The organism is Companilactobacillus halodurans (assembly GCF_009600985.1).
Classification (GTDB): domain Bacteria; phylum Bacillota; class Bacilli; order Lactobacillales; family Lactobacillaceae; genus Companilactobacillus; species Companilactobacillus halodurans.
Genome location: NZ_VDFP01000022.1, coordinates 1 through 21,679 on the forward strand (window position 1 = coordinate 1; position 21,679 = coordinate 21,679).

Annotated in this window: 19 protein-coding genes and 1 pseudogene; 11 read left to right on the forward strand and 9 right to left on the reverse strand. The window is 36.3% G+C overall.

The window, feature by feature from the left end:
* Nucleotides 1-388 precede the first annotated feature (388 nt).
* A complete protein-coding gene (locus tag FHL06_RS09700; RefSeq protein ID WP_153386130.1) occupies nucleotides 389-1,327 on the reverse strand; it encodes a nucleoside hydrolase in 939 nt (312 codons plus the stop codon).
* Nucleotides 1,328-1,339: 12 nt separating this feature from the next.
* Complete coding sequence (locus tag FHL06_RS09705) at nucleotides 1,340-1,762, reverse strand: MarR family winged helix-turn-helix transcriptional regulator (protein ID WP_153386132.1); 423 nt, start codon at nucleotides 1,760-1,762, stop codon at nucleotides 1,340-1,342.
* 219 nt (nucleotides 1,763-1,981) lie between these two features.
* Here FHL06_RS09705 and FHL06_RS09710 point away from each other — a divergent pair, with 219 nt between their 5' ends.
* The 11 genes from FHL06_RS09710 (at nucleotide 1,982) to FHL06_RS14940 (ending at nucleotide 11,308) form a co-directional block, all read left to right on the forward strand.
* On the forward strand, nucleotides 1,982-2,626 hold the full coding sequence (locus FHL06_RS09710; RefSeq protein ID WP_153386133.1) for an SDR family oxidoreductase: 645 nt from the start codon (nucleotides 1,982-1,984) through the stop codon (nucleotides 2,624-2,626).
* Nucleotides 2,627-2,697: 71 nt separating this feature from the next.
* A complete protein-coding gene (locus FHL06_RS09715; RefSeq protein WP_153386136.1) occupies nucleotides 2,698-3,627 on the forward strand; it encodes a DUF7916 family protein in 930 nt (309 codons plus the stop codon).
* 277 nt (nucleotides 3,628-3,904) lie between these two features.
* Complete coding sequence (locus FHL06_RS09720) at nucleotides 3,905-4,987, forward strand: ABC transporter substrate-binding protein (RefSeq protein ID WP_153386137.1); 1,083 nt, start codon at nucleotides 3,905-3,907, stop codon at nucleotides 4,985-4,987.
* Between the two features lie 132 nt (nucleotides 4,988-5,119).
* Nucleotides 5,120-5,830 carry an ABC transporter permease gene (locus tag FHL06_RS09725; protein ID WP_238334007.1) on the forward strand — a complete coding sequence of 237 codons (711 nt, stop codon included), beginning with the start codon at nucleotides 5,120-5,122 and terminating at the stop codon, nucleotides 5,828-5,830.
* 8 nt (nucleotides 5,831-5,838) lie between these two features.
* Entirely contained in the window at nucleotides 5,839-6,615 is a 777-nt protein-coding gene (locus FHL06_RS09730; RefSeq protein ID WP_153386141.1) for an ABC transporter permease, read from the forward strand.
* Nucleotides 6,616-6,619: 4 nt separating this feature from the next.
* Nucleotides 6,620-7,627 carry an ABC transporter ATP-binding protein gene (locus FHL06_RS09735; RefSeq protein ID WP_153386143.1) on the forward strand — a complete coding sequence of 336 codons (1,008 nt, stop codon included), beginning with the start codon at nucleotides 6,620-6,622 and terminating at the stop codon, nucleotides 7,625-7,627.
* Nucleotides 7,627-8,091, forward strand: a complete 465-nt coding sequence (gene hisJ / locus FHL06_RS14735; protein ID WP_238334008.1) for a histidinol-phosphatase HisJ — start codon at nucleotides 7,627-7,629, stop codon at nucleotides 8,089-8,091. The genes FHL06_RS09735 and hisJ overlap by 1 nt, the downstream gene beginning before the upstream one ends.
* A complete protein-coding gene (locus FHL06_RS14740) occupies nucleotides 8,060-8,473 on the forward strand; it encodes a PHP domain-containing protein (protein ID WP_238334009.1) in 414 nt (137 codons plus the stop codon). The genes hisJ and FHL06_RS14740 overlap by 32 nt, the downstream gene beginning before the upstream one ends.
* 58 nt (nucleotides 8,474-8,531) lie before the next feature.
* On the forward strand, nucleotides 8,532-9,335 hold the full coding sequence (locus FHL06_RS09745) for a metallophosphoesterase (protein ID WP_337692551.1): 804 nt from the start codon (nucleotides 8,532-8,534) through the stop codon (nucleotides 9,333-9,335).
* 168 nt (nucleotides 9,336-9,503) lie between these two features.
* Complete coding sequence (locus FHL06_RS09750) at nucleotides 9,504-10,973, forward strand: MFS transporter (RefSeq protein WP_153386145.1); 1,470 nt, start codon at nucleotides 9,504-9,506, stop codon at nucleotides 10,971-10,973.
* Between the two features lie 200 nt (nucleotides 10,974-11,173).
* Nucleotides 11,174-11,308 carry a hypothetical protein gene (locus FHL06_RS14940; RefSeq protein ID WP_272950462.1) on the forward strand — a complete coding sequence of 45 codons (135 nt, stop codon included), beginning with the start codon at nucleotides 11,174-11,176 and terminating at the stop codon, nucleotides 11,306-11,308.
* 61 nt (nucleotides 11,309-11,369) lie between these two features.
* On the opposite strand, the pseudogene FHL06_RS09755 reads toward FHL06_RS14940, so the two are convergent.
* From FHL06_RS09755 to FHL06_RS09785, 7 genes and pseudogenes are all read right to left on the reverse strand, one after another.
* Nucleotides 11,370-12,745 (reverse strand): annotated as a pseudogene (locus tag FHL06_RS09755) (MDR family MFS transporter).
* A gap of 406 nt (nucleotides 12,746-13,151) precedes the next feature.
* On the reverse strand, nucleotides 13,152-13,556 hold the full coding sequence (locus FHL06_RS09760; protein WP_153386147.1) for a YxeA family protein: 405 nt from the start codon (nucleotides 13,554-13,556) through the stop codon (nucleotides 13,152-13,154).
* Nucleotides 13,557-13,793: 237 nt separating this feature from the next.
* A complete protein-coding gene (locus FHL06_RS09765; protein WP_153386149.1) occupies nucleotides 13,794-14,918 on the reverse strand; it encodes a 5-methyltetrahydropteroyltriglutamate--homocysteine S-methyltransferase in 1,125 nt (374 codons plus the stop codon).
* A gap of 558 nt (nucleotides 14,919-15,476) precedes the next feature.
* Nucleotides 15,477-17,897 (reverse strand): hypothetical protein, encoded by a 2,421-nt coding sequence (locus FHL06_RS09770; protein ID WP_153386151.1) that lies wholly within the window; start codon nucleotides 17,895-17,897, stop codon nucleotides 15,477-15,479.
* A gap of 247 nt (nucleotides 17,898-18,144) precedes the next feature.
* Nucleotides 18,145-19,152: a D-2-hydroxyacid dehydrogenase gene (locus FHL06_RS09775; protein WP_153386153.1), complete on the reverse strand. Its 1,008-nt coding sequence runs from the start codon at nucleotides 19,150-19,152 to the stop codon at nucleotides 18,145-18,147.
* A gap of 114 nt (nucleotides 19,153-19,266) precedes the next feature.
* Nucleotides 19,267-20,259 carry a ketopantoate reductase family protein gene (locus FHL06_RS09780; protein WP_153386155.1) on the reverse strand — a complete coding sequence of 331 codons (993 nt, stop codon included), beginning with the start codon at nucleotides 20,257-20,259 and terminating at the stop codon, nucleotides 19,267-19,269.
* A gap of 431 nt (nucleotides 20,260-20,690) precedes the next feature.
* Nucleotides 20,691-21,608, reverse strand: coding sequence for a DMT family transporter (locus tag FHL06_RS09785; protein ID WP_153386157.1), 918 nt, complete (start codon nucleotides 21,606-21,608; stop codon nucleotides 20,691-20,693).
* Nucleotides 21,609-21,679 lie beyond the last annotated feature (71 nt).

The window sequence follows — 21,679 nt, forward strand, 5'->3', positions numbered from 1 at the left end:
CTTGCATCAAGACGAAAAACCTCTTTCATTGTTTGTGGAGAACTCCAATGATACCTGATTTTTTCGTCTTGGTGTTTTTATTTTGGAATTTTATTGAAAGTGGCTAACTTGATTATAAAATTCGCCAAATGTTTTTTACTAGCATATTCTCTTCTCCATTTCTAAATTAGATACAAAAAAGGTGCAGACTCTATTAAGAGAATCTGCACCTTACACGATATTCTGATTTAGTTTTTACCTCGAAATCAAGGCAGACAAACCAGTGGACCGCATAAGATGCGTTCCACAACAACAACTGTTTAATTGAATTGAAATTGTGTTTGTCATAGTTGATTCCTCCGTAATTTATGTTTTGAGATTAGATTAATTTTAATGATTTGTCAAATAATTATTTGTCATAACTTTGAATTGAATCAAAGATGAACTTCACAAATGCTTCACGGTCAACGTCTTCAAGTACTTTGATATTATTTTTCTTTTCTGAGTCGACACGACGATCAGGATAAGTCATACCACGATATTGATCATTAGTTAATGAAACATCGATGGAATAGTTTGTGCTCTTGGTGAATAATTCTGGAGCAATCAAACTGATAACAGCGCAGGCATCGTGGATAGGAATTTTAGTCATTCCGATTGAGCTTTCGTGGCCGGCATAAATATCAAGGATTGAACTAGCCATAACGCCGACATGGCCAAGATCTTTAATCTTAGAAATTTCATCCATTGTCAAGTAGGCCTTGTTTTCAGTTAAATTCAAACCTGAAAGCGTGATGGGAACGCCAGAGTTAAAGACGATATCCATTGCTTCGGGGTCAACGTAAGCATTGAACTCAGCAGCTAAAGTGATATTCCCTTGAAGAGTTGAACCACCCATGATGTAGATGTGTTCGATGTTTTCTTTGACTTCAGGGAATGTCTTCAATAACAAAGCGACGTTTGTTAGTGGTGCTGTAGCGACTAGATTGATTTTTTCATCGCTTTGAGAAATCTTTTCGTACATGTATGTAACGGCGTTATGACTTTCGATTGGATAGTCAGCGCTATTTTCTGGGAAGTCGAAACCGTCCATACCAGTTTTTCCATGGACGTGACTAGCTGTTTGTATTTGTTTGACTAGTGGGGTTGCTTGGCCAGATGCCAATTGTGCGTGGGAACCTAAAAATGTTAAGAGTTTTTGAGCATTCTTAGTAACATAGTCCAATTTCACGTTACCACCGACGGTCGTTACACCAATCAAGTCAGCTTTTTCGGGATGTGCAAGTAAAACTGTCAATGCAATCGCATCATCAATACCAGGATCACAATCCATAATTACTTTAGTCATTAAATCCTTACCTCACTTTTTTAATTTTTGGGGAATTTTTTTCAGAGCGTGAACAAAGCTGTGTCGTTCCAAAGTACCTAAGGTCGAAAGAATTTTCTGATTGTTCTCATCCATAAAATTTTCGATTGCAGTCTGCATTTCCTTAGCTTTGTCAGACAAAGTTATTTGTTTTAAACGTGAGTCGTTTTTTTGATAACGGCGCAAAATCAAACCATTTTTTTCCATAGTCTTTAAAATATTGGTCGCTGTCGGACGCCTGATATTGAATTCTTTTTCAATATCTTTTTGATAAGAATTCTCTTGTTTAGAGTTAGCTAAGTAGTAAATGATTTGAACTTGATTGCCAGTCAATCCATACTTGCTAGCAAATTTATTGATGTCGCGAGAAATCTCATTTGACGCCACTTTAATCAAACGGGCTACGTCACTCGTCATAAAAACCTCCTTGGAGCACATTGATACAAAGTAATTATAACATTATGTCTTGATGGAATAAGTCCTGGCGTGAATACTAAAAGTCAATTTAACCCTGTTCGATTTTTATCTTTTTATCAGCGTTATAATTATCACGGAGTTAGTGAGGAGAATTCTTTGTATAAAAGCTAAAACTCACTTATATTTGACTATATAAACTACACACAGGGGGAAAAATAAATGGCTAAAGTTTTAATTTTAGGAGCTAATGGAAAAATTGCTCGTCTAGCTGAACATATTTTTGTAGATACGACCGATTCTGATTTACGTTTGTATCTTAGAGAAGCTGGCCGTCTAAGAGATTTTGCGGATTCGCACACTTTAGTTGAAGCTGTTGAAGGCGATGCTACTGATGTTCAAACATTGATTGAAGCAATGAAAGATGTTGATGTTGTTTATGCTAATTTGGCTGGCAGCAATATCGAAGCTCAAGCTCATGCTGTTGTTGAAGCAATGCATGCTGAAAATAAGACTCGTTTGATTTGGATTTCAACATTGGGTATTTATGATGAAGTACCCGGTAAATTTGGCGAATGGAACAAGAAGACTTTAGGCGACTACATTACAAATTACGCAGCTGCCGCTAAGGTAATTGAGGATTCGGATCTTGATTACACCATTATTCGTCCAGCTTGGTTAACTGATAAGCCAGAAGTTGACTACGAAGTAACTAAGAAAGGCGAACAATTCAAGGGAACTGAAGTTTCAAGAAGGTCAGTTGCTCAAGTCGTCGTTGATATTACACAAGATCCTGATAAATATAAGAAAGAATCAATTGGTCTTAACAAGCCTAATACTGATGGCGACAAACCAGCTTGGTATTAATTTTTGATAGTTTGAAAAAGGATGTTTACAAATAGTATGCATCCTTTTTCCTATATAAAGGAGAAAATAAAATGGTTAAACGATTGATCAGCGCTAATACCAGTGAGATGCTAAAAATGAATGGCTCACAGTTGAAACAAAGCATCAAAGCTAGTGAGGGTCGAGTAGTCTTAAGTGAAAATGTGGCTTTACATGAACCACTCGATGGCATTACGACTTCTGAAATTGCGGCTAGTTTTGGGGCAGATTTAATATTGCTAAATGCCTTAGACGTTTTAAATCCAATAATCTTAGGTCTTTATCCAGATGAGAATAATTTGCAAACAGCTAAAGCTCACCATGATGGTCAAAGCATCAAACGACTCCAAAAATTAGTTGGTCGTCCAATTGGTGTCAACTTAGAACCAGTTGATCCAGATGCCAAAATGGCAGAAGACAAAACCGTTATTCCAGAAGGTCGCATGGCAAGCAAAAGGACTTTACAAGAGGCTGAGAACTTAGGCTTTAATTTTGTCGTTTTGACTGGTAATCCTGGGACTGGCGTGACGAATCAACAGATTGCTAAAAATATCAAGGTTGCTAAAGAAGTATTTTCTGGATTAATAATTGCTGGTAAAATGCATGGGGCCGGCGTTGATGAAGCTGTCGTCAGTGAAGATTCAGTACATGAATTTTTAGAAGCCGGTGCTGATGTCATTTTAGTTCCAGCAGTCGGAACAGTGCCCGGTTTTAGTGATAATGAATTGCAAAAAATCGTTCAATTAGCTCATAAAAAAGGTGCTTTAGTGATGAGTACGATTGGAACTAGTCAAGAAGGTTCAGGCAAAGAATTCATACAAAACGTGGCAATTAGGAATAAAATTGCCGGAGTTGATATTCAACATATCGGTGACGCCGCTTGGGGAATTCAATCTCCATTTGAGAATATCTATGCTTTAAGCAAAACTATTCGTGGTGAACGGCATGCGATTGCCCGGATGGCCAGGTCAATAAATCGATAAAAAAAGACATCCACTTTCTGAAAAGTGGGTGTTTTTTTATTTTGCGATTAATTTAGTAATAAAAATAAAAAAATATAGTTCATTTTTAAAAAAGCAAGCGAAAATGGCAGAAGTTACCAAAATGACACAAACTTTACTTAATGCTTCTGGATATTTGTCGAAGAAGAAATATAAATTTTTCTATTAATTAAATAAATTCAAAATGTAGATGTTAAATTAATCAAAATCTGTATACAAAAAATACATAACCCTCTGGTAAATTCTTTTTCACGGAGGAATGAAAATGAAAAACAAAGTAATTTTATCAAGTCTTTTACTATTGGTTGCAACTTCTTTGGTAGGTTGCTCAAATACTAAACAAGCTGCTGTTTCTGACGATTGGGCAACGATTGAAAAGCAAGCTAAAAAAGAGGGTAAGTTGGCATCCGTTGGTATGCCTGACACTTGGGCTAACTGGATTGGCACTTGGAAAGATATTAAGAGTAAGTATGGTGTCAAACAAACTGATACTGATATGAACAGTGCTGAAGAAATTCAAAAGTTCAAAACAGAAGGTAAAAAAGGGACAGCTGATATTGGTGACGTAGGGATGAACGTGGCACCAACAGCTAAATCAAAAGGTGTTCTAGCTAAGTATAAAGGTAAGTATTGGAAGGATATTCCAGGATGGGCTAAAGATAACGATGGTTATTGGTCAACTGGATATACAGGAACAATTGCTTTTATTACCGACAAGAAAAATGTTAAAGTAGGCGATGCACCAAAATCATGGGCTGACATCAAGAGTGGAAAATATAAAGTTTCCGTAGGTGATCCAACTGGTGGTGCTCAAAGTCAATACGCTATTTTGGCTGTTGCTTCAACTATGGGTGGTAATGAAAAGAATATTAAACCAGGTTTGAAATACTTTGCTGATTTGAACAAGCAAGGCCGTCTATCAACAGTTGAAGCTAACGTTCAAAACTTGAAAAAAGGTGAAGTAGACGTTGCTATCATGTGGGACTTCAATGCCTTGAACTATCGTCACTTAATCGATGAAAAGAGATACGAAGTAACTATTCCTAGTGAAGGTAGCGTTATGAGTGGCTACTCACAAATCATCAATAAAAATGCTCCACATCCTTACGCTGCTAGATTAGCTCGTGACTACATCCTTTCAGATGAAGGTCAAACTAACTTAGCCAAAGGATACGCAAGACCAATTCGTGAAAATGTTAAATTGCCAAAAGAAGTTGAAAACAACTTGTTGCCAGATAGTGCCTACAAACATATCTATCACGTAAAAGACAACAATGTTTGGAATAAGACAACTTTAAAAATTGGACAATTGTGGCAAACTGACGTTCAAAGCAAGAGGTAATCATTGATGAAATTAAGTTTAAAAAACAGATTTTTATTACTGTTTGTTTTACTAATTTGCATAGTGTTAATTTTTCCAATCGGAGTCATGATCCTATCTAGTTTTAGTTCTCAGGATGGTTCATTTGGGGTAATGAATTATCAAGAATTGTTTACTAACCCTTACTATAAAAAAGCAATCTCAAATAGTTTGCTTTTATCAATGACGGCCGCTTTAGTAAGTGAAATTGTCGCCGTTATTGGTGCGTGGTCGTTAACAAAAATTTCTGATTCAGCTAAAGAATCTTTAGTAACAGTTTTGAATCTAGCTTCCAGTTTTGCTGGTGTACCCTTGGCTTTCTCTTTGATTATTTTGTTGGGGAATTCAGGTGTCATCAATGCTATTTCTAAAGCGATGCACTTTAGTTTGACCGGTTCGCTTAATTTGTATTCGTGGGTCGGCTTGATTATTGCCTATTCGTTTTTTGAAATACCTTTGGGGATGTTGTTCTTGTATCCAATTTTTGAAGAATTAGATAACGGTTGGAAAGAGGCATCAGAAACCTTAGGAGCTAGCAACTGGTTCTTCATTAAAAAGGTTATTTATCCAATTCTTTTGCCAGGATTAATCGAAACGCTTTTGATTCTTTTTGCGAATGCGATGGGAACTTATGAAACAGCTTTTGCTTTAACGGGAAATAAGATAACTTTGATTTCAACGATTATCGGATCATTAATCGGTGGCGAATTAGATTCAAACGTTCCTTTAGCTTGTGCTTTATCAGTCGTCTTTGGATTAACGATGGTCATCTTAGTGATTTTAGGTAATCTTGTAGTAAAAAAACGGACCTCTACGGAAAGGTGAATTAAGAAATGATGAAAAAAGCTCTTCCTAGAGTAATCTTAGGAATAATATTCGTTTATCTGTTATTGCCAATACTTGCAACATTAGTTTACTCGTTGTCGACTTCTTGGGTAGATACATTGTTACCTGAAGGTCTGACATTAAAATGGTACGTTCAATTGGTCGGCAATACAGAATTCTTAATGGTAATCTTTCGTTCATTAGTTTTGTCGGTAATAACGACAATAGTCGGTTTAGCTATTTTTGTGCCGATGACCTTTTATTTGAGCGTCTACAATCAGAAGTTAAAATCAAAAATGAGATTTGTTACGATGCTTCCATTTATCATTCCGGGAATCATCTTGGTAACCGGGTTGATTCAACTATACGGCGAATTGCCAGTTCCTAAAATCGTGATTTTGATTTTGGTATTGTCCGTTATGAGTTTGCCTTTGGTTTATCAATGTTTATCAAATGTCTTTATTTCAAAAGATTTCAAGTCGATGTTTGAGCAGTCGCAACTTTTGGGATACGGTCCTGTGAAATCATTTATCAATGTTGTTTTGCCTAATATCAAGACAGGCTTGATAATTGCTACTTTATTATTATTTGCTACCGGATTTGGAGATTTCGTTTTGACAAATCTCTTCTTAGGTGGAAATTACGTAACATTAAAAATTTATATGTATCGACTTATGCAAGTCAACGGTAATGCTGGAAGCGTCTTGACAATCATCTACTTCATTATGTTAAGCGTTCTTTCATTGATTTTGATTAAAACGACACGTAAGTCTAAGAAGGGTTAAATTCATGAGTGAATTTTTAAAAATTGAAAAACTTCAAGTAAAATTTGGAAAAGACACTGTTATCGACGATTTAAATTTGACGATTCCAGAGAATGCTATCACGGTCTTTTTGGGACCCAGTGGTAGTGGTAAGACGACAGTTCTGCGGTCAATTTCAGGATTGAACCAGAACGCAACTGGAAAAATTTTGCTAGATGGTCAAGATATTTCACAATTACCCGTTAATAAAAGAAATATCGGCGTTATCTTCCAATCGTATGCTTTGTTCCCCAATATGACGGTTTTTGATAATGTTGCTTATGGTTTGCGCGCTAAAAAAGTTGCCAAAAAAGAAATCATTCAACGGGTTAAAGAGATGCTGTCTTTAGTTGACTTGGATAAAAAGGCTAATAGTTATCCTGATGACTTATCTGGTGGTCAAAAGCAACGTGTTGCCATCGCTCGTTCGATGATTATGAAGCCAAAATTGTTGCTTTTAGATGAACCTTTAAGTGCCTTAGATGCAAAAATAAGAGTGGAATTACGTAATCAAATTCGCAAGTATCAACAAAAACTGGGGATTACGATGATTTTTGTCACGCACGATCAATCTGAAGCAATGGCAATTGCCGATAACGTGGTGGTGATTTCTGACGGTAAAATCCAACAACAAGGTTCACCAGATGAAATTTACAAGAAGCCAAGCAATGAATTTATGGCAACCTTTATCGGTGAGCACAATTTATTCTCCAAAGAACAATTAGAACAATTGGGGATGAAGGATTTAGCTACAGATAAAAAATATTTGATTAGACCAGAAGCAATTCAATTGTCTGACGATGCAAGCGATAATCTTAAATGCCAAGGTGAAATCGTTGAAGTAGTCAATTTGGGTAATCGAGTGCAGTATGTTTTTTCAGTGAACGACATTGAATTAAAAATCGAAGCGCTCAATCAAAATAAACCATTTGAAAAAGGTATGAAAACAACTGTTTATATCAATAAGCAAGATATTTATCAGGTGGAACCATAATGTTTGATAAAGACTTGCCAACTGATTTGAAAACTTGGAACGGACACACTCATACGGAATTTTGCCCTCACGGATCAAGAGAAGACACGGAGCTGTTTATCCAACAAGCCATTCAAAGTGGTTTTAAAACTTATACCATCACCGAACATTTTCCCATGCCAAAGGAATTTTATGAAAATGTTGCAGGTTCAAAACATGCCATTGAAACTGCAGCAATGCAATTTTCAGAATTGCCAGCGTATTTTGAAAAGATGAATTATTTAAAAGCTAAATATGCCGATAAAATCAAGATTTTAATTGGTTTTGAAGTAGATTATTTTGAGGAATTTCGTGATTGGACCGAATCGATGCTAGCAAAATACGCCGATGAAATTGATGATGCTATTTTGTCTGTTCATTTTCTGCCCACTGATCATGGTTTAAGAGCCGTTGATGATAGTTTTGGGTGTCTTATACGAATATGAAACACCTGTTAAATTGGCTAACGCTTATTTAAAAATGGTTTTGCAAGCTATCAAGTGGGAAAGTGCTTATAAGCCAAAACGCTATGGTCATATCACGCTTTATCGTAAATGGATTAAGAAACTTCCTGAAAATACTGTCTGGGAAGATGATGTAACTAAGTCACTGATTGATGAAATTTTAAATCTAATATCTTCTAAAAATGAGCTGTTAGATTGCAATATGTCTGGAATCAATCGCAAGACGCAACAAGAACCTTCGCCATACATGGAAATTATTAAAATTGCCAAATCAAAAAATATCCGTTTAGTTTATGGAGCTGATGTTCATGAATCAATCAACGTTGCACAAGGATACCAAGAATTTTTAGAAATAGGGGATTAACCACATGCACTTGTATACTAGTAAAGACAAGGCTTTTAAAATTTGCTAGCTGACTGATATTCATTTAGGCGAATATCCACTGACAGAAAATGATTTAAAGACTCTTGCTGGAATCAAAAAAGTTTTGAGCGAGAATACATTTGATTTAATCATGATTACTGGCGACTTGATCTGGGGCAAAGAAAATGAAGCTCCTCGTGATAGTCTCAAAGAACTGTATGATTTGTTGAATACATTTGATGTTCCGGTCGCAATCACTTATGGAAATCATGATACCGAAGGGATGTATAACCGCAAGTATCTACGTGATTTTGAAAGTCATTTGAAGCATCTAGCTGTTCGCGATAATAGATATATCGTTAATGACCGCGAGAATTATACTTTGAATATTTTCGACGAAGAAACCGATAAATTAGTTAACGTCTTGTACGTTTGGGATAGTGGCGACTATTTTAAAGACCCAAAAGTTAGTCAATATGCAGCAATCGGTCGTCATCAAATTGATTGGTATATTGAAACTTCAAAAAAATATTCGAATAGAACTTTTGACGTTGGCTTCATGCATATTCCATTGCCAGAGTATAAAGAAGTTGATAAAGAACAAGTTTCAGGTAGTTATGATGAGAAAGTTTGCTCTGCAGATATTAATTCAGGCTTATTTTATGAAATTGTTAATTTTGGAAAAATAAAAGCCTTGTTTGCAGGACATGATCACGATAACAACTTCTCGGGTACTTGGAATAACGTATCTCTAAATTATGGTAACGTTACAGGTTATAATACATACGGGCATCTAGAACGAGGAGTGCTACAAATCGACTTGTATAACGATAAAATTGAACGTAAAATTATCAATTTTTAGTACAATATGTAACGACAATAAAATAGGAAAAGACTGAAATCTATTCACTGATTTCAGTCTTTTTTGTGTAATCTACTTGAAAAATATAAAAATATTTCTGAAAAAGCCTTACGAATTAATTTTTTTTCTGGTATATTAATTCACTGTTGCAACAAAACGGAGGTAATTATGAGTAAAGCTCAACAAATTAATACAAAACCTCTTCATCCAACGTTATCATTATTGGGTGTTCTGATCGGTGGATTTGTTGGAATGTTCAGTGAAACTTCATTGAATATTGCACTCCCATCTATTATGAAAGCATTTAATATTGAAACAGGCACTGCACAATGGTTAGTTACAGGTTATATGCTTGTAATTGCGATTGTTCTACCACTTTCAAGTTTATTGACTAAACACTTTACAACTCGTGGGTTGGTAAGATTTGGTCTCTTGGATTTCATCGTTGGTTCACTTATTTCAGCTATTGCGATGAACTTCCCAATTCTCTTGGTCGGACGTATGATTCAAGGTATTGCCACAGGTATTATCTTGCCATTAATGTTCTCGATTGCTATGAGAATTTTCCCACCTAACAAACTTGGTGGAGCCTTAGGTATGGCCGCTTTAGTTATTATGTTTGCACCAGCCATTGGACCTACAATTTCTGGTATTATCCTGGGTGTCCTTTCATGGAGATTCATTTTCGCATCATTTATTGTGTTCCTAGTTATCGGCTGGGCTATCATGGAAAAGAATTTGACTAATGTCTTTGAAGTAACAAAGCCAAAAGTTGATTGGTTAGCAATTATCCTTTCAACTATCAGTTTTGGTTTGATTGTCTTTGGTATTAGTTTCTTAAGTAAGAATATGACGATTGCGTTAATTTCCCTAGTTGTGGGATTGGTCTTCTTAGTTGTTTACATCAGACAACAGCTTCATGCAGAAGTTCCAACTTTGGACTTTACAGTTCTAAAGAAACCTGAATTCGTTACTGGTTCTGTTCTAGTAATGATCAACTTCGGTATTACCTTATCGGCCATGTACTTATTGCCAATGTACCTACAAAATGGTCTTGGCGTAGCTGTTGCTCTAACTGGTATCATCATGTTGCCAGGTGGAGTTATCAATGCGGTCGTATCATTTGGTGCCGGTCGTGCATACGATAAAATCGGTGCTAAATTAATGTCACGTTTAGGATTTTTGATTTCAATTATTGGTTCTGCAATGTTTATCTTCAGTAGTTCAAATAGTTCTATTGGTTACATCATTGCCGCTCACATTGTGTTGATGATTGGTGTTCCACTTGCTATGTCACCTTCACAAACATATGGTTTAAATTCATTAAATGCATTCCAGTCAGCTGATGGATCAGCTATCATCAATACTTTCCAACAAGTTATTGGTGCCGTCGCAACTGGTATTGCTACAATTCTTTTGAGTACCGGCCAAGCTAATTACTTTGCTAATGGTGGAAATTCTGCCAAATTGGCATTTACCAATGGCGCTCACTACGGATTTGTGTTTACATTAATATTAGCTGTTTTCGGATTCATATTAGCATTCCGCGTGCATAATAAGAGCAAAGAAACAGTTAGTGCAAAAGAAACAGAAACTGCATCTTCAAAAGCTAAAGATGAAAGTACTGTAACTGAATAAACTAATCGCGTAGTTCTTCAGTTAGAAAGCAATTGATACGAAAAAAAAGCTAATCAAGATGATAATTGATTGGCTTTTTTTATTAGAAAAAGTTATGTTGAAGAACTTAAAATATAGGTTGAAAAATCATTTTGATTCCTTTACAATAATAGGGTTAATAAAATAAGTTAAATTGCATAACGGGAAGGAGGGTTTTTTAGATGTCACAAAATACACATAAAGGTATGACTGGCCACCGCCGTCCTGTAAACCAAAAAAATGGTGCCACAAAGCGTGCCAACACACAAGCTGTTCTTGATTTCTTGAAGAGCCGTGAAACTAAAGAATCTAAGTAATTTTAGATAAATATAAACGAAGAGCCAGCAGATTTTTCTGCTGGCTCTTTTTTTGAATTTATTAATCAACTAAATCAGAACGGTGCAACTTGAAAGTTAGGATAAAAGCAATAATCAAAAATCCTAAGCAGGCTAAAAATCCGGCTTGAATACCGATAGCTTGATTAGCCGTACTGCCAGTTGCAATTTTATCAGCTAAAGTGATAACGGCGATAATAATTGCTGTTCCAAAAGATGCTGCGATTTGTCTGAGAGTATTGAAAGTAGCTACGCCATCAGAAATATATTTCTTAGGTAAGTCGCTTAAAGCTTGGGTCTGAATAGGAATCAAAATTAAGACTAGTCCTAATTGACGAACTGTCTGACCTAATGTCAGCATTAAAACTGAAGCATTAACATCGATGACAGCTTGTAAAAAGGTACCGAAGCAATCAATTAACACACCAGTAACAACGATTCGTTTGATGGGATACTTATCGAAGAATCTGCCACTGACAGGTGACATGAATCCTGTCAAAACAGCTCCAGGTAAGAGAGCTAATCCTGATACTAATGGACTTTTGTGGAGAATGTTCTGAATCATCAATGGCAAAAGGATTGTGTTACCATACATCGTTAAAACAATTAACATATTGATAACAGTTGCAAAGGTAAATTGTGAATGCTTAAAAATTTCGAAATTAATAATCGGATTAGCTGTTCTGTTTTCCATAACAGCAAAAATGGCGATTAAAATTAATCCAATAGCTGTGTAGCCTAAAACGTTGAAGGTAAAGAGGTTAGCTTGACCGATATTGGAGAATCCAGTTAGCAAGAAGAGCAAGCCAAAACTGATCGTAATCAGACTAGGCGTATCGAATTTGGGATTTTCGTTGGTTTCGACTTGTGGCAAGAAGAAAATCGACAATAAGACGACGGCAATGATAAAAGGCAAAATCATAATGAAAAGATATTGCCAAGGGAAGTACTGTAAGATGGCTCCTGAAAGCGTTGGGCCAATAATGGGTGAGAAGTTAAAGGGGCCAATCCAATAATTCCCATAATGGCTCCTTGCTTGTTTCTTGGCGTATACTGCATGGCCAAGACGTTGACTAGAGGCATCATCATACCAGTTCCGATAGCTTGAATCATTCGTCCGATAATAACGAGCATAAATGAATTGGCGACTGCTCCTAAAATAGTTCCGATTAGAAAGACTGAACTAAAGGCAATGAAGAGGTGTCTAAAGGAGAATTTCTTGATAAAGTAGGCACTTGTTGGAATCATAATGGCATTTACCAAGGTGTATCCATTTGTCAGCCACTGAACTGTTGACGAGTTGACGTTGAATACGCGCATGAAAGTTGGTAAAGCAGTGTTCATTAAAGTTGAGCACAAAACGCCGAAAAAGGTTCCGAAGACCATGATATAAAGTGATTTTTTGATTTGTTTCGACATATATGGTGCTCCTAAATATATTTGTTATATGGTATTAACTTATTTATTTTAGTTATTTAACTTGGTTCGGTCAAATTTAGTTGGGATATACGTATAGAAATAGGCGACTTTAATCTTCGTTGGATTAAGGTCGCCTAGGATTGGTGGATATTATAATTGTTGTTGTGAAGGAAACGTTTTTTTGCGGAATAGTGGAAACGAGTTACACAGGGGCAACTTCCTACACCTAAGTCTATTTCCCATCTCGTCTGCTTCGCAGCCAAGCTGTGAAATTGTCTTAGGCTCCGGAAGCTGAGCGCCCCTGTTCCACTCTCTGATTAAAACGAGTTCCGGTGGAGCAACTCATTGCGGTTAAGCCTATTTCACAAATCACTCGCAAAGTGCGCGAGCAATCCGTAAAATTGTCTTAGTCTTCGTGAGCTGAGCGTCCCATCTGCACTCTCTTAAATATATTACTTGGAATGTCTTTTTTAAAAACTTCTTTATAGGTATAAACATAACTACCTTTAGTATCAATCTTCAAATAATGGCCGGATTTCAATTTTCCCATTCCTGTGAATGAAATGGGAGCTTCTTTTCCTTTTTTATCATAGCTTTTAAGGTTATAGGTGTAGTTTCCATAACCGTCCTTGTCTTTAGCGTTTTTATTGTCGATTCTAACGTATCTTGATTCTCGTTTTGCTAAAATATTGAATTTGTTGAATATTTGAGCTACTTCACTGGTATTGTTTTTAGCGTACAAACAACCTCCTAAATAACCTAATCCCAATAAAAAAATCCCCAAAAGAAAAACCCTTAAATAACTTCTCATTTGGATTACCTCCTGACAAGTATTTTAAGAGTTTTCTTGATATTTCAACATTTGTTCTACTTACATTATTCTTACAGATTTGTAAGCCGGCTTACCACCAATCGAAATTCAATGTGTAGTCTACAATTTTGTTGAATAATGCCGCGATAAGTTTCATCATGATCAGCGCCTCCAACTTTCTATAAACTTTATTTCTACTTATATTATAGTTCGTTTTGAAAGCGCTATCAATTATTATTAACCCCAAACTTCGTCTTGAATCGACTTAACTAATTTGAGTTTGTCCCATTCTTGTTTTTCAGTTAGGACATTGCCTTCTTCGGTAGATGCAAAGCCGCATTGAGTTGATAACCAAAGTCTATCCAGTGGCAAAAATTGGCTAGCTTCGTGAATTCGATCGATGATATCTTGACGATTTTCGAGTTCACCTGACTTAGTCGTAATCAAGCCCAAAACAACTTTTTTATCACCAGAGACTTTGGCTAGTGGTTCAAAATTACCAGCACGTTTGGAATCGTATTCTAGGAAGTATGTTTCGACGTTTTCTTTGGCGAATAATGTGTCAGCGACTGGACCATAGCCTCCAGAAAAGGCGAAATCAGAATGATAGTTGCCCCGACAGACGTGAGTATTGATAGTTAAATCCGCCGGAATATTTTCGATAGCTTTGTTGTTGAGCTCCAAGAGAAGATCTTGGATACCAGAGTTTGCATAGGCTTTGCCATCAGGTGTAGCTAAGAAGTTATCGTCTAGGAAAAGTCCCCAAGAGCAGTCATCAAGTTGAATTACACGTGCTCCTTCGTCGTAAAGGGCAATAATCGTATCGTGATAGGCTTGTTCAATATCTTTATATAAATCGTCTAGATTAGGATAGAATTCTTTGATTTTTTCATCATTAGTGCCACGAATCAATTCGATATAGAGCTGTGAAGGGGCAGGGATAGTTTGCTTTGGTTCAATATCCAATTGATCAGTTAATGACTTTAAGTAAGCGAAGTGTCTTAAAAATGGATGGTTAGGATTGAATTTGATTTTTCCGGAAAGGATTGCGGTGTCGTCACGAGTTTCTTCATGAGCAAAGTGGTAGCCTTCACCATAATGAATGTGGTCGACGCCTTCAAGTCCCCAGAAGAAGTCGAGGTGCCAATATGAACGACGGAACTCGCCATCGGTTGCGTAATCTAGTCCAACGTCAACTTCTTTGTTAACGAGATCTTTGATAGCTTCGTCTTCAACTTCTGTTAATTCTTCTTGGGTGATGTTTTTAGCTGCGTAGTCTTTACGAGCTTGCTTTAATACGTCTGGTCTTAGGAAGCTTCCTACATGTTGAAAGCCGATTTTGTTTGCTGTTTTTACTGTCATATCTATAATTCCTCCTGATTTTGGTTATTTAATCTGGATTGGTTTTTGGGAGAGTGGGATGGGATTTTTATGTGGTAGGTGGGGTTAAGGAGTGAAAGGGGCAAAGGGCATGGGAACTGATTTTATAAAATATGATTCACGGGCGTCATTTAGACGCCCCCGTTTGCGTTCTCTAAGTGGTGAAACCACTAAGAGAACGCAAAAATCGTCCCTACATATACAGAATAATTCTGCAATGTAGGGACGATCACCGTGGTACCACCCTAATTTATACTTTGCTCTCACAAAATACCTCAACGACACTAATATGTCCGGGATGATATCGCATCCTTGCGTACCTTTGGCTTGCACCTAGGTAAGACTCCAAGCTCATCTTCAATCAACGTTGGTTCTGCCTTTTCACTATCTGACAGTCACTTTTCAAACTACTAATTGATTTACTCTTCTTTTCTACGTCTAATTAGATTAAATACTCTTTAATTATTGATTGGTGCTAATTTACACCCTGATTTTTATTTTGTCAAACTCAATTTTTGATTTTTTATAATGATTGCACCGTTATAACACTGGATAATCACCCAATGTCCAAGTGATTGTTCCCTGGTATTGACCGGCTTCATTTTGATTTGTTTGCTTTAAAAGAATGCCAGAATCATTACTCCAATTTCCTGATATATTGGTTGTTTTTTCAGTATCGCTTGAGGTGGAATCTTCGTAAATATCAATAGGGGAATTTAAGAGGTTTTGCGTAGTTTGATTATTCTTAAAAACGAGATTGCCTTTAAAATCTGTCTTGTTGTCCGCTAATAAAGTTGCGGTGGCGGTTAGTTGCCAGGGCTCTCTTAAACTTATAACGGATAAATTAAAATTATTATTTTGACGTTTGATTAATTTTTTTGAATTGGACTGAACAATGGTTTGAAAATCAATGTTCGGCGATACGGAGAGTTTCAACAGATGGTTTTGTAAAACGTTGACAGTATAGGGAATGGTGTTTGAAGTTATTCCGTCTTTGTCTTTAGCCGTCACATAAATGGTTTGTGTCGTATTCATTTGAAAAATATTCCAAAAGAGATTGCTATCCTTTGCATCAATGACCTGCTTTAATGGAATTGGAGTATTAGAAGTACTCGTTTCAGATTGAGCAGTAGCATCATATGTGAAATCGTAGTTATTTATTTTAATATCATAATGAATTGGGTCATCTTTTAGGAAATTGTGATCCTCATCATAGGATAAATCGGTGGGTAAATCTAATTTGGTGTTTTCTTCTTGATAGAGCAGGTCAATTGGATTTTGTTGCTTGAGGTTTAATTTCCATGTCCGAATGAACATGATAGTAAACGGTGGCGTAGCAGTCGAGGTGATATCGTTGGTTCCTTCAAACTTGGCAGGTTTAGACGTGATATGGTAATCAGTCAAAGTTTTGTTATCTACTTTGCCATGAATAACGATTTTGGCGTTGGTATCAATGGGTTTGGTTAATTTGTGAGTCAAAACACCGTCTTTTATATCGCTGTCTGCTAAATCTTCAACTGTGCCGTTTCCATAAGTGATGGTGCCAATATTTCCAGCAATGGGCGTAAAGTGTGGCGGCAAGGTTATTGTAGCGGTGATTCCTTGCCAGCTGATATTACCAATATCGTATTTTAAGTTGTAATTCAAATCGACATTATCGCCATCATTAACGAAATAATCAGTTGAATCGTTAGTAATCGTTTTATCGAGTGTTTGATCGTAAATTGTGGAATCTGCTGTAGCGTTTAACAAAGCGGGAATTGATTCGAGGACGACTAATTTGCTGGGAACGCCACTTGTAGCTGTATTGGCACCAGTAAAACCCCAACGAATTTTTGATTGTCCGGCAGGTAAATTAAAAATTGCTGGATTTAGTTGGATATTCTTATCTATCCGTTTAGAAAGTTTTCCGCCACCACCTTCAGGAACGGTGGTACCATCAATGTCTTTATCATTAAAGGCATAATGAAGCTTTGAATCTTCAGGAGTCCAAGTTAAAGTGACATGATGCCAATAAGTTGTATTTCCCTGAGAGTCAGTACCATTTATCAAATAAGCTGGAGTATTTTCAGTGTGAAATAGGGAAGTTGCTTTTTCAAAATTTTGATAATCATTATTTTCACTAGTGATTCGATTTGTAAAAGCATAGGATTCAGATGTTCCTGGGAATGTTAAAGAGATATGACCAAACCCGCTATCTCCAGCACCTAAACTTGTATTAGCTGGGAAACCTGCTGGAGCTTTTATTGTTAAATCAGTAGTGTCGAAAGCATCTAAAGAATAATCATAATTAAGATAGACTCCTGATTTATATCGTATAGGAGCACTGTCTTTTGTATTCGATGAGTTAGTGTGGCTGTCAAATTCAAGCGCAACACTGTTAGAAACAGCGGTATTAACTAAATATTGAGAGGTAGGATAAGTAACGGAATTAGTTAGGAGACCCTTTACAAAAGTTGTTTTATCGTAACCATCAACTCCCAGTCCTTCACGACCAGCTCCCATAGCGTAGGCACCACGTGGATCATTTTGAAGAACAAGTGCAATGCCTTCGCCCTCTTTATTTTTATCCATATTATAAGGACCAAAGTATAACCAAGCAGAAATAATCTGCTTTTTTGAAATATCAAAAGCATTTCCTGTATCTGGATCAGACCAAATTGCTCCAGTATCACTAGGTTCACTGGCTAAAGATAAAATAGTATTTTGAGTAGAACTACCAGTTTTGCTTCTTATGTGAGCATTATTTTCAGTGAATGGATCACGATAATTGCTGCCATTCATTTTAGGATTCACAATGTCGGAAAAGTAATTTTTAATGTCGAGTCCATTGGGGGCAGAATCAATGGCGCTTTGTTCATCAGTATCATCTGCTAAAACAAAATTATAACTATCGCAAAATTTAAGCAAAATTAAAGAGAGTAAACAACTAGTTAAAACGATGAGTAATTTTATTTTCATAGTTAATAACTACCTCCCTTATAGTTATTTAAAATGAAAGCCATTACATAAATTAATGGTTCTTTGACGATTTAATTATAGCTTGATTACATATTAAAAAAGCCTATATCGAAAATTAAAATATTGTTTTTTGATATATTATTCTATACTCATTGTATATATGCCTGATAACTATATTTATAAAAAGAACAAAAAAGCGGTCGCACTAATTCTTTTAAGAACTAGTACGACCGTTAAATTTTTATTGTTAGTTTTCACTGATATCAACTGGGTATTTAGGAGCTTTACCGGTCAGCATCTTTACATTGTCATTCAAAGAATCAAAGACCATATTATGAACAGCAGTCGTAGTATAGAAGGCTGTATGAGGAGTCATAATGACGTTGTCACGATTGAGCAAAGCTTGGAATTGAGGATCTTTAACGTCAGAAATCTTATCAAATTTCTTTTGGAAGACGTCATTTTCACTTTCCAAAACATCCAAGCCAGCACCGCCAACTTTGCCACTGTCTAAGGCTTTGATCAAAGCATCAGTATCAACTAAGCCACCACGGGCAGCATTGATAAAGATAACGCCATCCTTCATTTTTGCAAAAGCGGCTTCGTCAATCATATGAATATCTCTTTTTGCTAGCGGAGTGTGCAAAGTGATGATATCGGCTTGTTTCAAGACTTCATCGAGACTGTCGACATAAATTCCCAAGTTTTCTAGATAAGGGTTAGGTTTAATATCATAAGCAACGACTTTAGCGCCAAAAGCCATCATAAGTCTAGCAACGACTGACCCAATATGACCAGTACCTACGATACCGACTGTTTTACCATTGATTTCTTCACCAATCGTAGGGAACCAGCGGAAGTCGGCATTAGCGAATTTCTTATCAAATTCTGGGACACGTCTGAGCAATCTCAGAATCAAACTAGTTGTGTGTTCAGCAATCGCATTGGGTGAATAAACAGGGACACTTGTCAATGAAAATCCTAAGTCACGGAGATCCTTAAAGTCGAAGCCGTCCAAACCAACGTTACGAACAGAGATTTTACTTACGCCAAAATCATGCAACTTTTGCAAGGCTGTTCGTGTATAGGGTTGCGTTTGCAAGAGTACAACGCCGTTATAGCCCTTAGACAAATCGACTGTCTCGTCGGTAAATATTTGGTCTGTGTAGTCAGTTTCAATATCCGGATTAAGGGCATTCCACTGTTTTAAGTATTCTGCCTCATCTGGTCGAATTCCGTATAGAAAAATTTTCATTTCAATCCCTCTTTCTGATTTATTAAAAATTATTCATCAAATTAGTTATTTTTAATAATTTGATTGTTATTTAGTTTAACTCAATCAAAAAGAAAAGAAAGGGAAAATTTGAATTTATTTTACCATTTCTGTTGCAAGGACAGATTTTTCTAAGGCGTCAACATCGAAATCACGCGAGAATTCTGCCAGGTGAACTAAATTACGCAAGAAGTCGTGTGTTTTAGCTTCGTAATGGTATTTTAATCCTAATTGATAGATATAGCCGTTAATATAGTCGACTTCAGTTTTACGACCCTTTGACATATCTTGGTACATCGAAGGGTAGTGCAAAGGATTGGAAACGCTGCTGACATATTCAACTGATTTCATTTCCTCTTCACGAGTATTCAACAAAGTGATGCCAGCTCTTTCACAGACGTCAAAGGCTTCATTGATCAATTGTTGACTCAATTTTTTAGCGACTGGTGATTGGATGAATTCGCCCATTTGGATTTCAAACATCGTATACAAAGTATTAACGACTGAATTGAAAATAACTTTGGCCATCAAAGTGCCCAAGAAGTTAGTTGTCAAAACAGGATTCAAGCCGGATTTTTTGAAATCATCAAAAATTTTATGCGTCATTTCATCAGGTTTTTCAGTTTCGTTAGCCATATTCATACTACCGGCACCTTTTGCTCCAATGAAATCAACATCCCCAGGACCATTCAAAACAGTACCAATCAAAGCGGTAGCTCCGATGACTCTAGTTTTATCAAAATATTGATTGAGTTTTTCAATATGTCCCATACCATTCATTGGTGAAACGACATATTGATGATTTTTAAAGGCATGTGCTGTTCGTTTCAAAGCATCGGCCAATTGCATTTGCTTAGTAAAGACAATCCACACGTCAGGATCACCGTTGTATTCTTCGGGGGTATAAATGTTGACGGGCACCAAATGCTTATTCACGTGATCACGGGAAACAAAGACGCCATTTTGTTCGTTAATTTTGTCAATTTGTGGTTGCCAAATCTCGACAAAGTCGACATCAAAGCCTGCTTCCTGCAAAAGAACACCATATCGTAAACCCATTGCACCTGCACCTAATACTGCGTATTTCATAAATACCGCCTCCAAAATTTTTTGTAACTGCATTATTAGACGATAATTAGAAAAAGTCAACTAAAAATTAATCAAATTTAATGACATAAAGTAATCTTTTTTCACGCCCTTAAATAGTATATTTAATTACATAAATTATTTTTAAAAACTTTTATATCAGTGATTTTGCGATTGAAAAAATCGCTTTACTAAAAAATAAAAAGTTATTGACAATTGATTGATCTGATAGTATTCTGAACTCAATTTAATTTTATTCTAATTTTTGAAATGAAAAGGGGTCATCACAATGCTTAACAATTTGATTATTATTGTCGTCGTCATTATTTTGTATATCAACTTGGACTTTGTGATACCCGTGAGAGATTGATAAAGGGATCAAAAAGGGCTGCCAAGTTGATTTATTCGACTTGGCAGCCCTTTTTTAAAATATATTATTCTGTATCATAGCGATTTAAGACATAAATTGCTAGAACAACGATTATAGCACCAATGATTTCAGCAAAATTTACTACGTAGTGCAAGAAAATAATGCTCAAAACTAAAGTTGTAAATGGTTGGACCGCATCAGTGATACTGATGATTGCGGCAGTAGTATATTTAGTACTTAGAACCATCAATAAGAAGGCCGAAACAGTACCCAAAAGAATTACAGTTCCAATTCCTAAGACACTAGTTGTATCCATTTTTGGTGGATTGACCCAAATGGGACTAAAGAAATTAGAAATAATACCAGCAATCAGCATTCCCCAACCGGTAATTAAGATACCATGATATTTAGCAATCAATGATTGTGGGATTACGACGTACAAGGCAGCTGTGATACCACTACCAACACCCCAAAGAACTGAAACGAGTGGGATAGATAAGTGACCGATGTCGCCACGGGTAATCATCAAAACCACTCCGACTAAAGCTAAAATAAATGAAATGACATCAACTCGTGAAGTCTTCTTCTTTGTAAAAAGAATTGCACCGACCATGATAAATAGCGGTGATAAATACTGCAAAATAGTAGCGGTAGAAGAGTTACCTGTTTTAATGGCATGGAAGAAAGTAAACATGTTAGCTAGTAAACCAAAAATAGCAAATGCGACTAACGTTAATAAATCTTTCCAATTTTTGAAAACAGCAAAGAAATCTTTGCTAGGTAAAACAATCAAACCGACGACCAACAAAATGATACCAGCAACTGTCGTCCGAGTGGCAATAAACCACATCGCAGGGATGTTCAGGTTCTTAGCGACAATTTGTAAAACAGTACCTGAAATACCCCAAAGAGCAGACGCACAAAATGCTAACCAGAACCCTTTGCTAAGAGTTTGCTTGGTTAGTTTTTTACTCTCGTCCATGAAAAATCCTCCTAAAAAAACTAATAGGCTTATTATACCTGTGAACATTCGCTTTTGACTATTATTTTTTT

Coding starts and splice junctions, on each gene's coding strand:
- FHL06_RS09700 (WP_153386130.1), bottom strand. CDS start 1,327: ATGACTAAAGTAATTATGGATTGTGATCCTGGTATTGATGATGCGATT.
- FHL06_RS09705 (WP_153386132.1), bottom strand. CDS start 1,762: ATGACGAGTGACGTAGCCCGTTTGATTAAAGTGGCGTCAAATGAGATT.
- FHL06_RS09710 (WP_153386133.1), top strand. CDS start 1,982: ATGGCTAAAGTTTTAATTTTAGGAGCTAATGGAAAAATTGCTCGTCTA.
- FHL06_RS09715 (WP_153386136.1), top strand. CDS start 2,698: ATGGTTAAACGATTGATCAGCGCTAATACCAGTGAGATGCTAAAAATG.
- FHL06_RS09720 (WP_153386137.1), top strand. CDS start 3,905: ATGAAAATGAAAAACAAAGTAATTTTATCAAGTCTTTTACTATTGGTT.
- FHL06_RS09725 (WP_238334007.1), top strand. CDS start 5,120: ATGAATTATCAAGAATTGTTTACTAACCCTTACTATAAAAAAGCAATC.
- FHL06_RS09730 (WP_153386141.1), top strand. CDS start 5,839: ATGATGAAAAAAGCTCTTCCTAGAGTAATCTTAGGAATAATATTCGTT.
- FHL06_RS09735 (WP_153386143.1), top strand. CDS start 6,620: ATGAGTGAATTTTTAAAAATTGAAAAACTTCAAGTAAAATTTGGAAAA.
- hisJ (WP_238334008.1), top strand. CDS start 7,627: ATGTTTGATAAAGACTTGCCAACTGATTTGAAAACTTGGAACGGACAC.
- FHL06_RS14740 (WP_238334009.1), top strand. CDS start 8,060: ATGATAGTTTTGGGTGTCTTATACGAATATGAAACACCTGTTAAATTG.
- FHL06_RS09750 (WP_153386145.1), top strand. CDS start 9,504: ATGAGTAAAGCTCAACAAATTAATACAAAACCTCTTCATCCAACGTTA.
- FHL06_RS14940 (WP_272950462.1), top strand. CDS start 11,174: ATGTCACAAAATACACATAAAGGTATGACTGGCCACCGCCGTCCTGTA.
- FHL06_RS09760 (WP_153386147.1), bottom strand. CDS start 13,556: ATGAGAAGTTATTTAAGGGTTTTTCTTTTGGGGATTTTTTTATTGGGA.
- FHL06_RS09765 (WP_153386149.1), bottom strand. CDS start 14,918: ATGACAGTAAAAACAGCAAACAAAATCGGCTTTCAACATGTAGGAAGC.
- FHL06_RS09770 (WP_153386151.1), bottom strand. CDS start 17,897: ATGAAAATAAAATTACTCATCGTTTTAACTAGTTGTTTACTCTCTTTA.
- FHL06_RS09775 (WP_153386153.1), bottom strand. CDS start 19,152: ATGAAAATTTTTCTATACGGAATTCGACCAGATGAGGCAGAATACTTA.
- FHL06_RS09780 (WP_153386155.1), bottom strand. CDS start 20,259: ATGAAATACGCAGTATTAGGTGCAGGTGCAATGGGTTTACGATATGGT.
- FHL06_RS09785 (WP_153386157.1), bottom strand. CDS start 21,608: ATGGACGAGAGTAAAAAACTAACCAAGCAAACTCTTAGCAAAGGGTTC.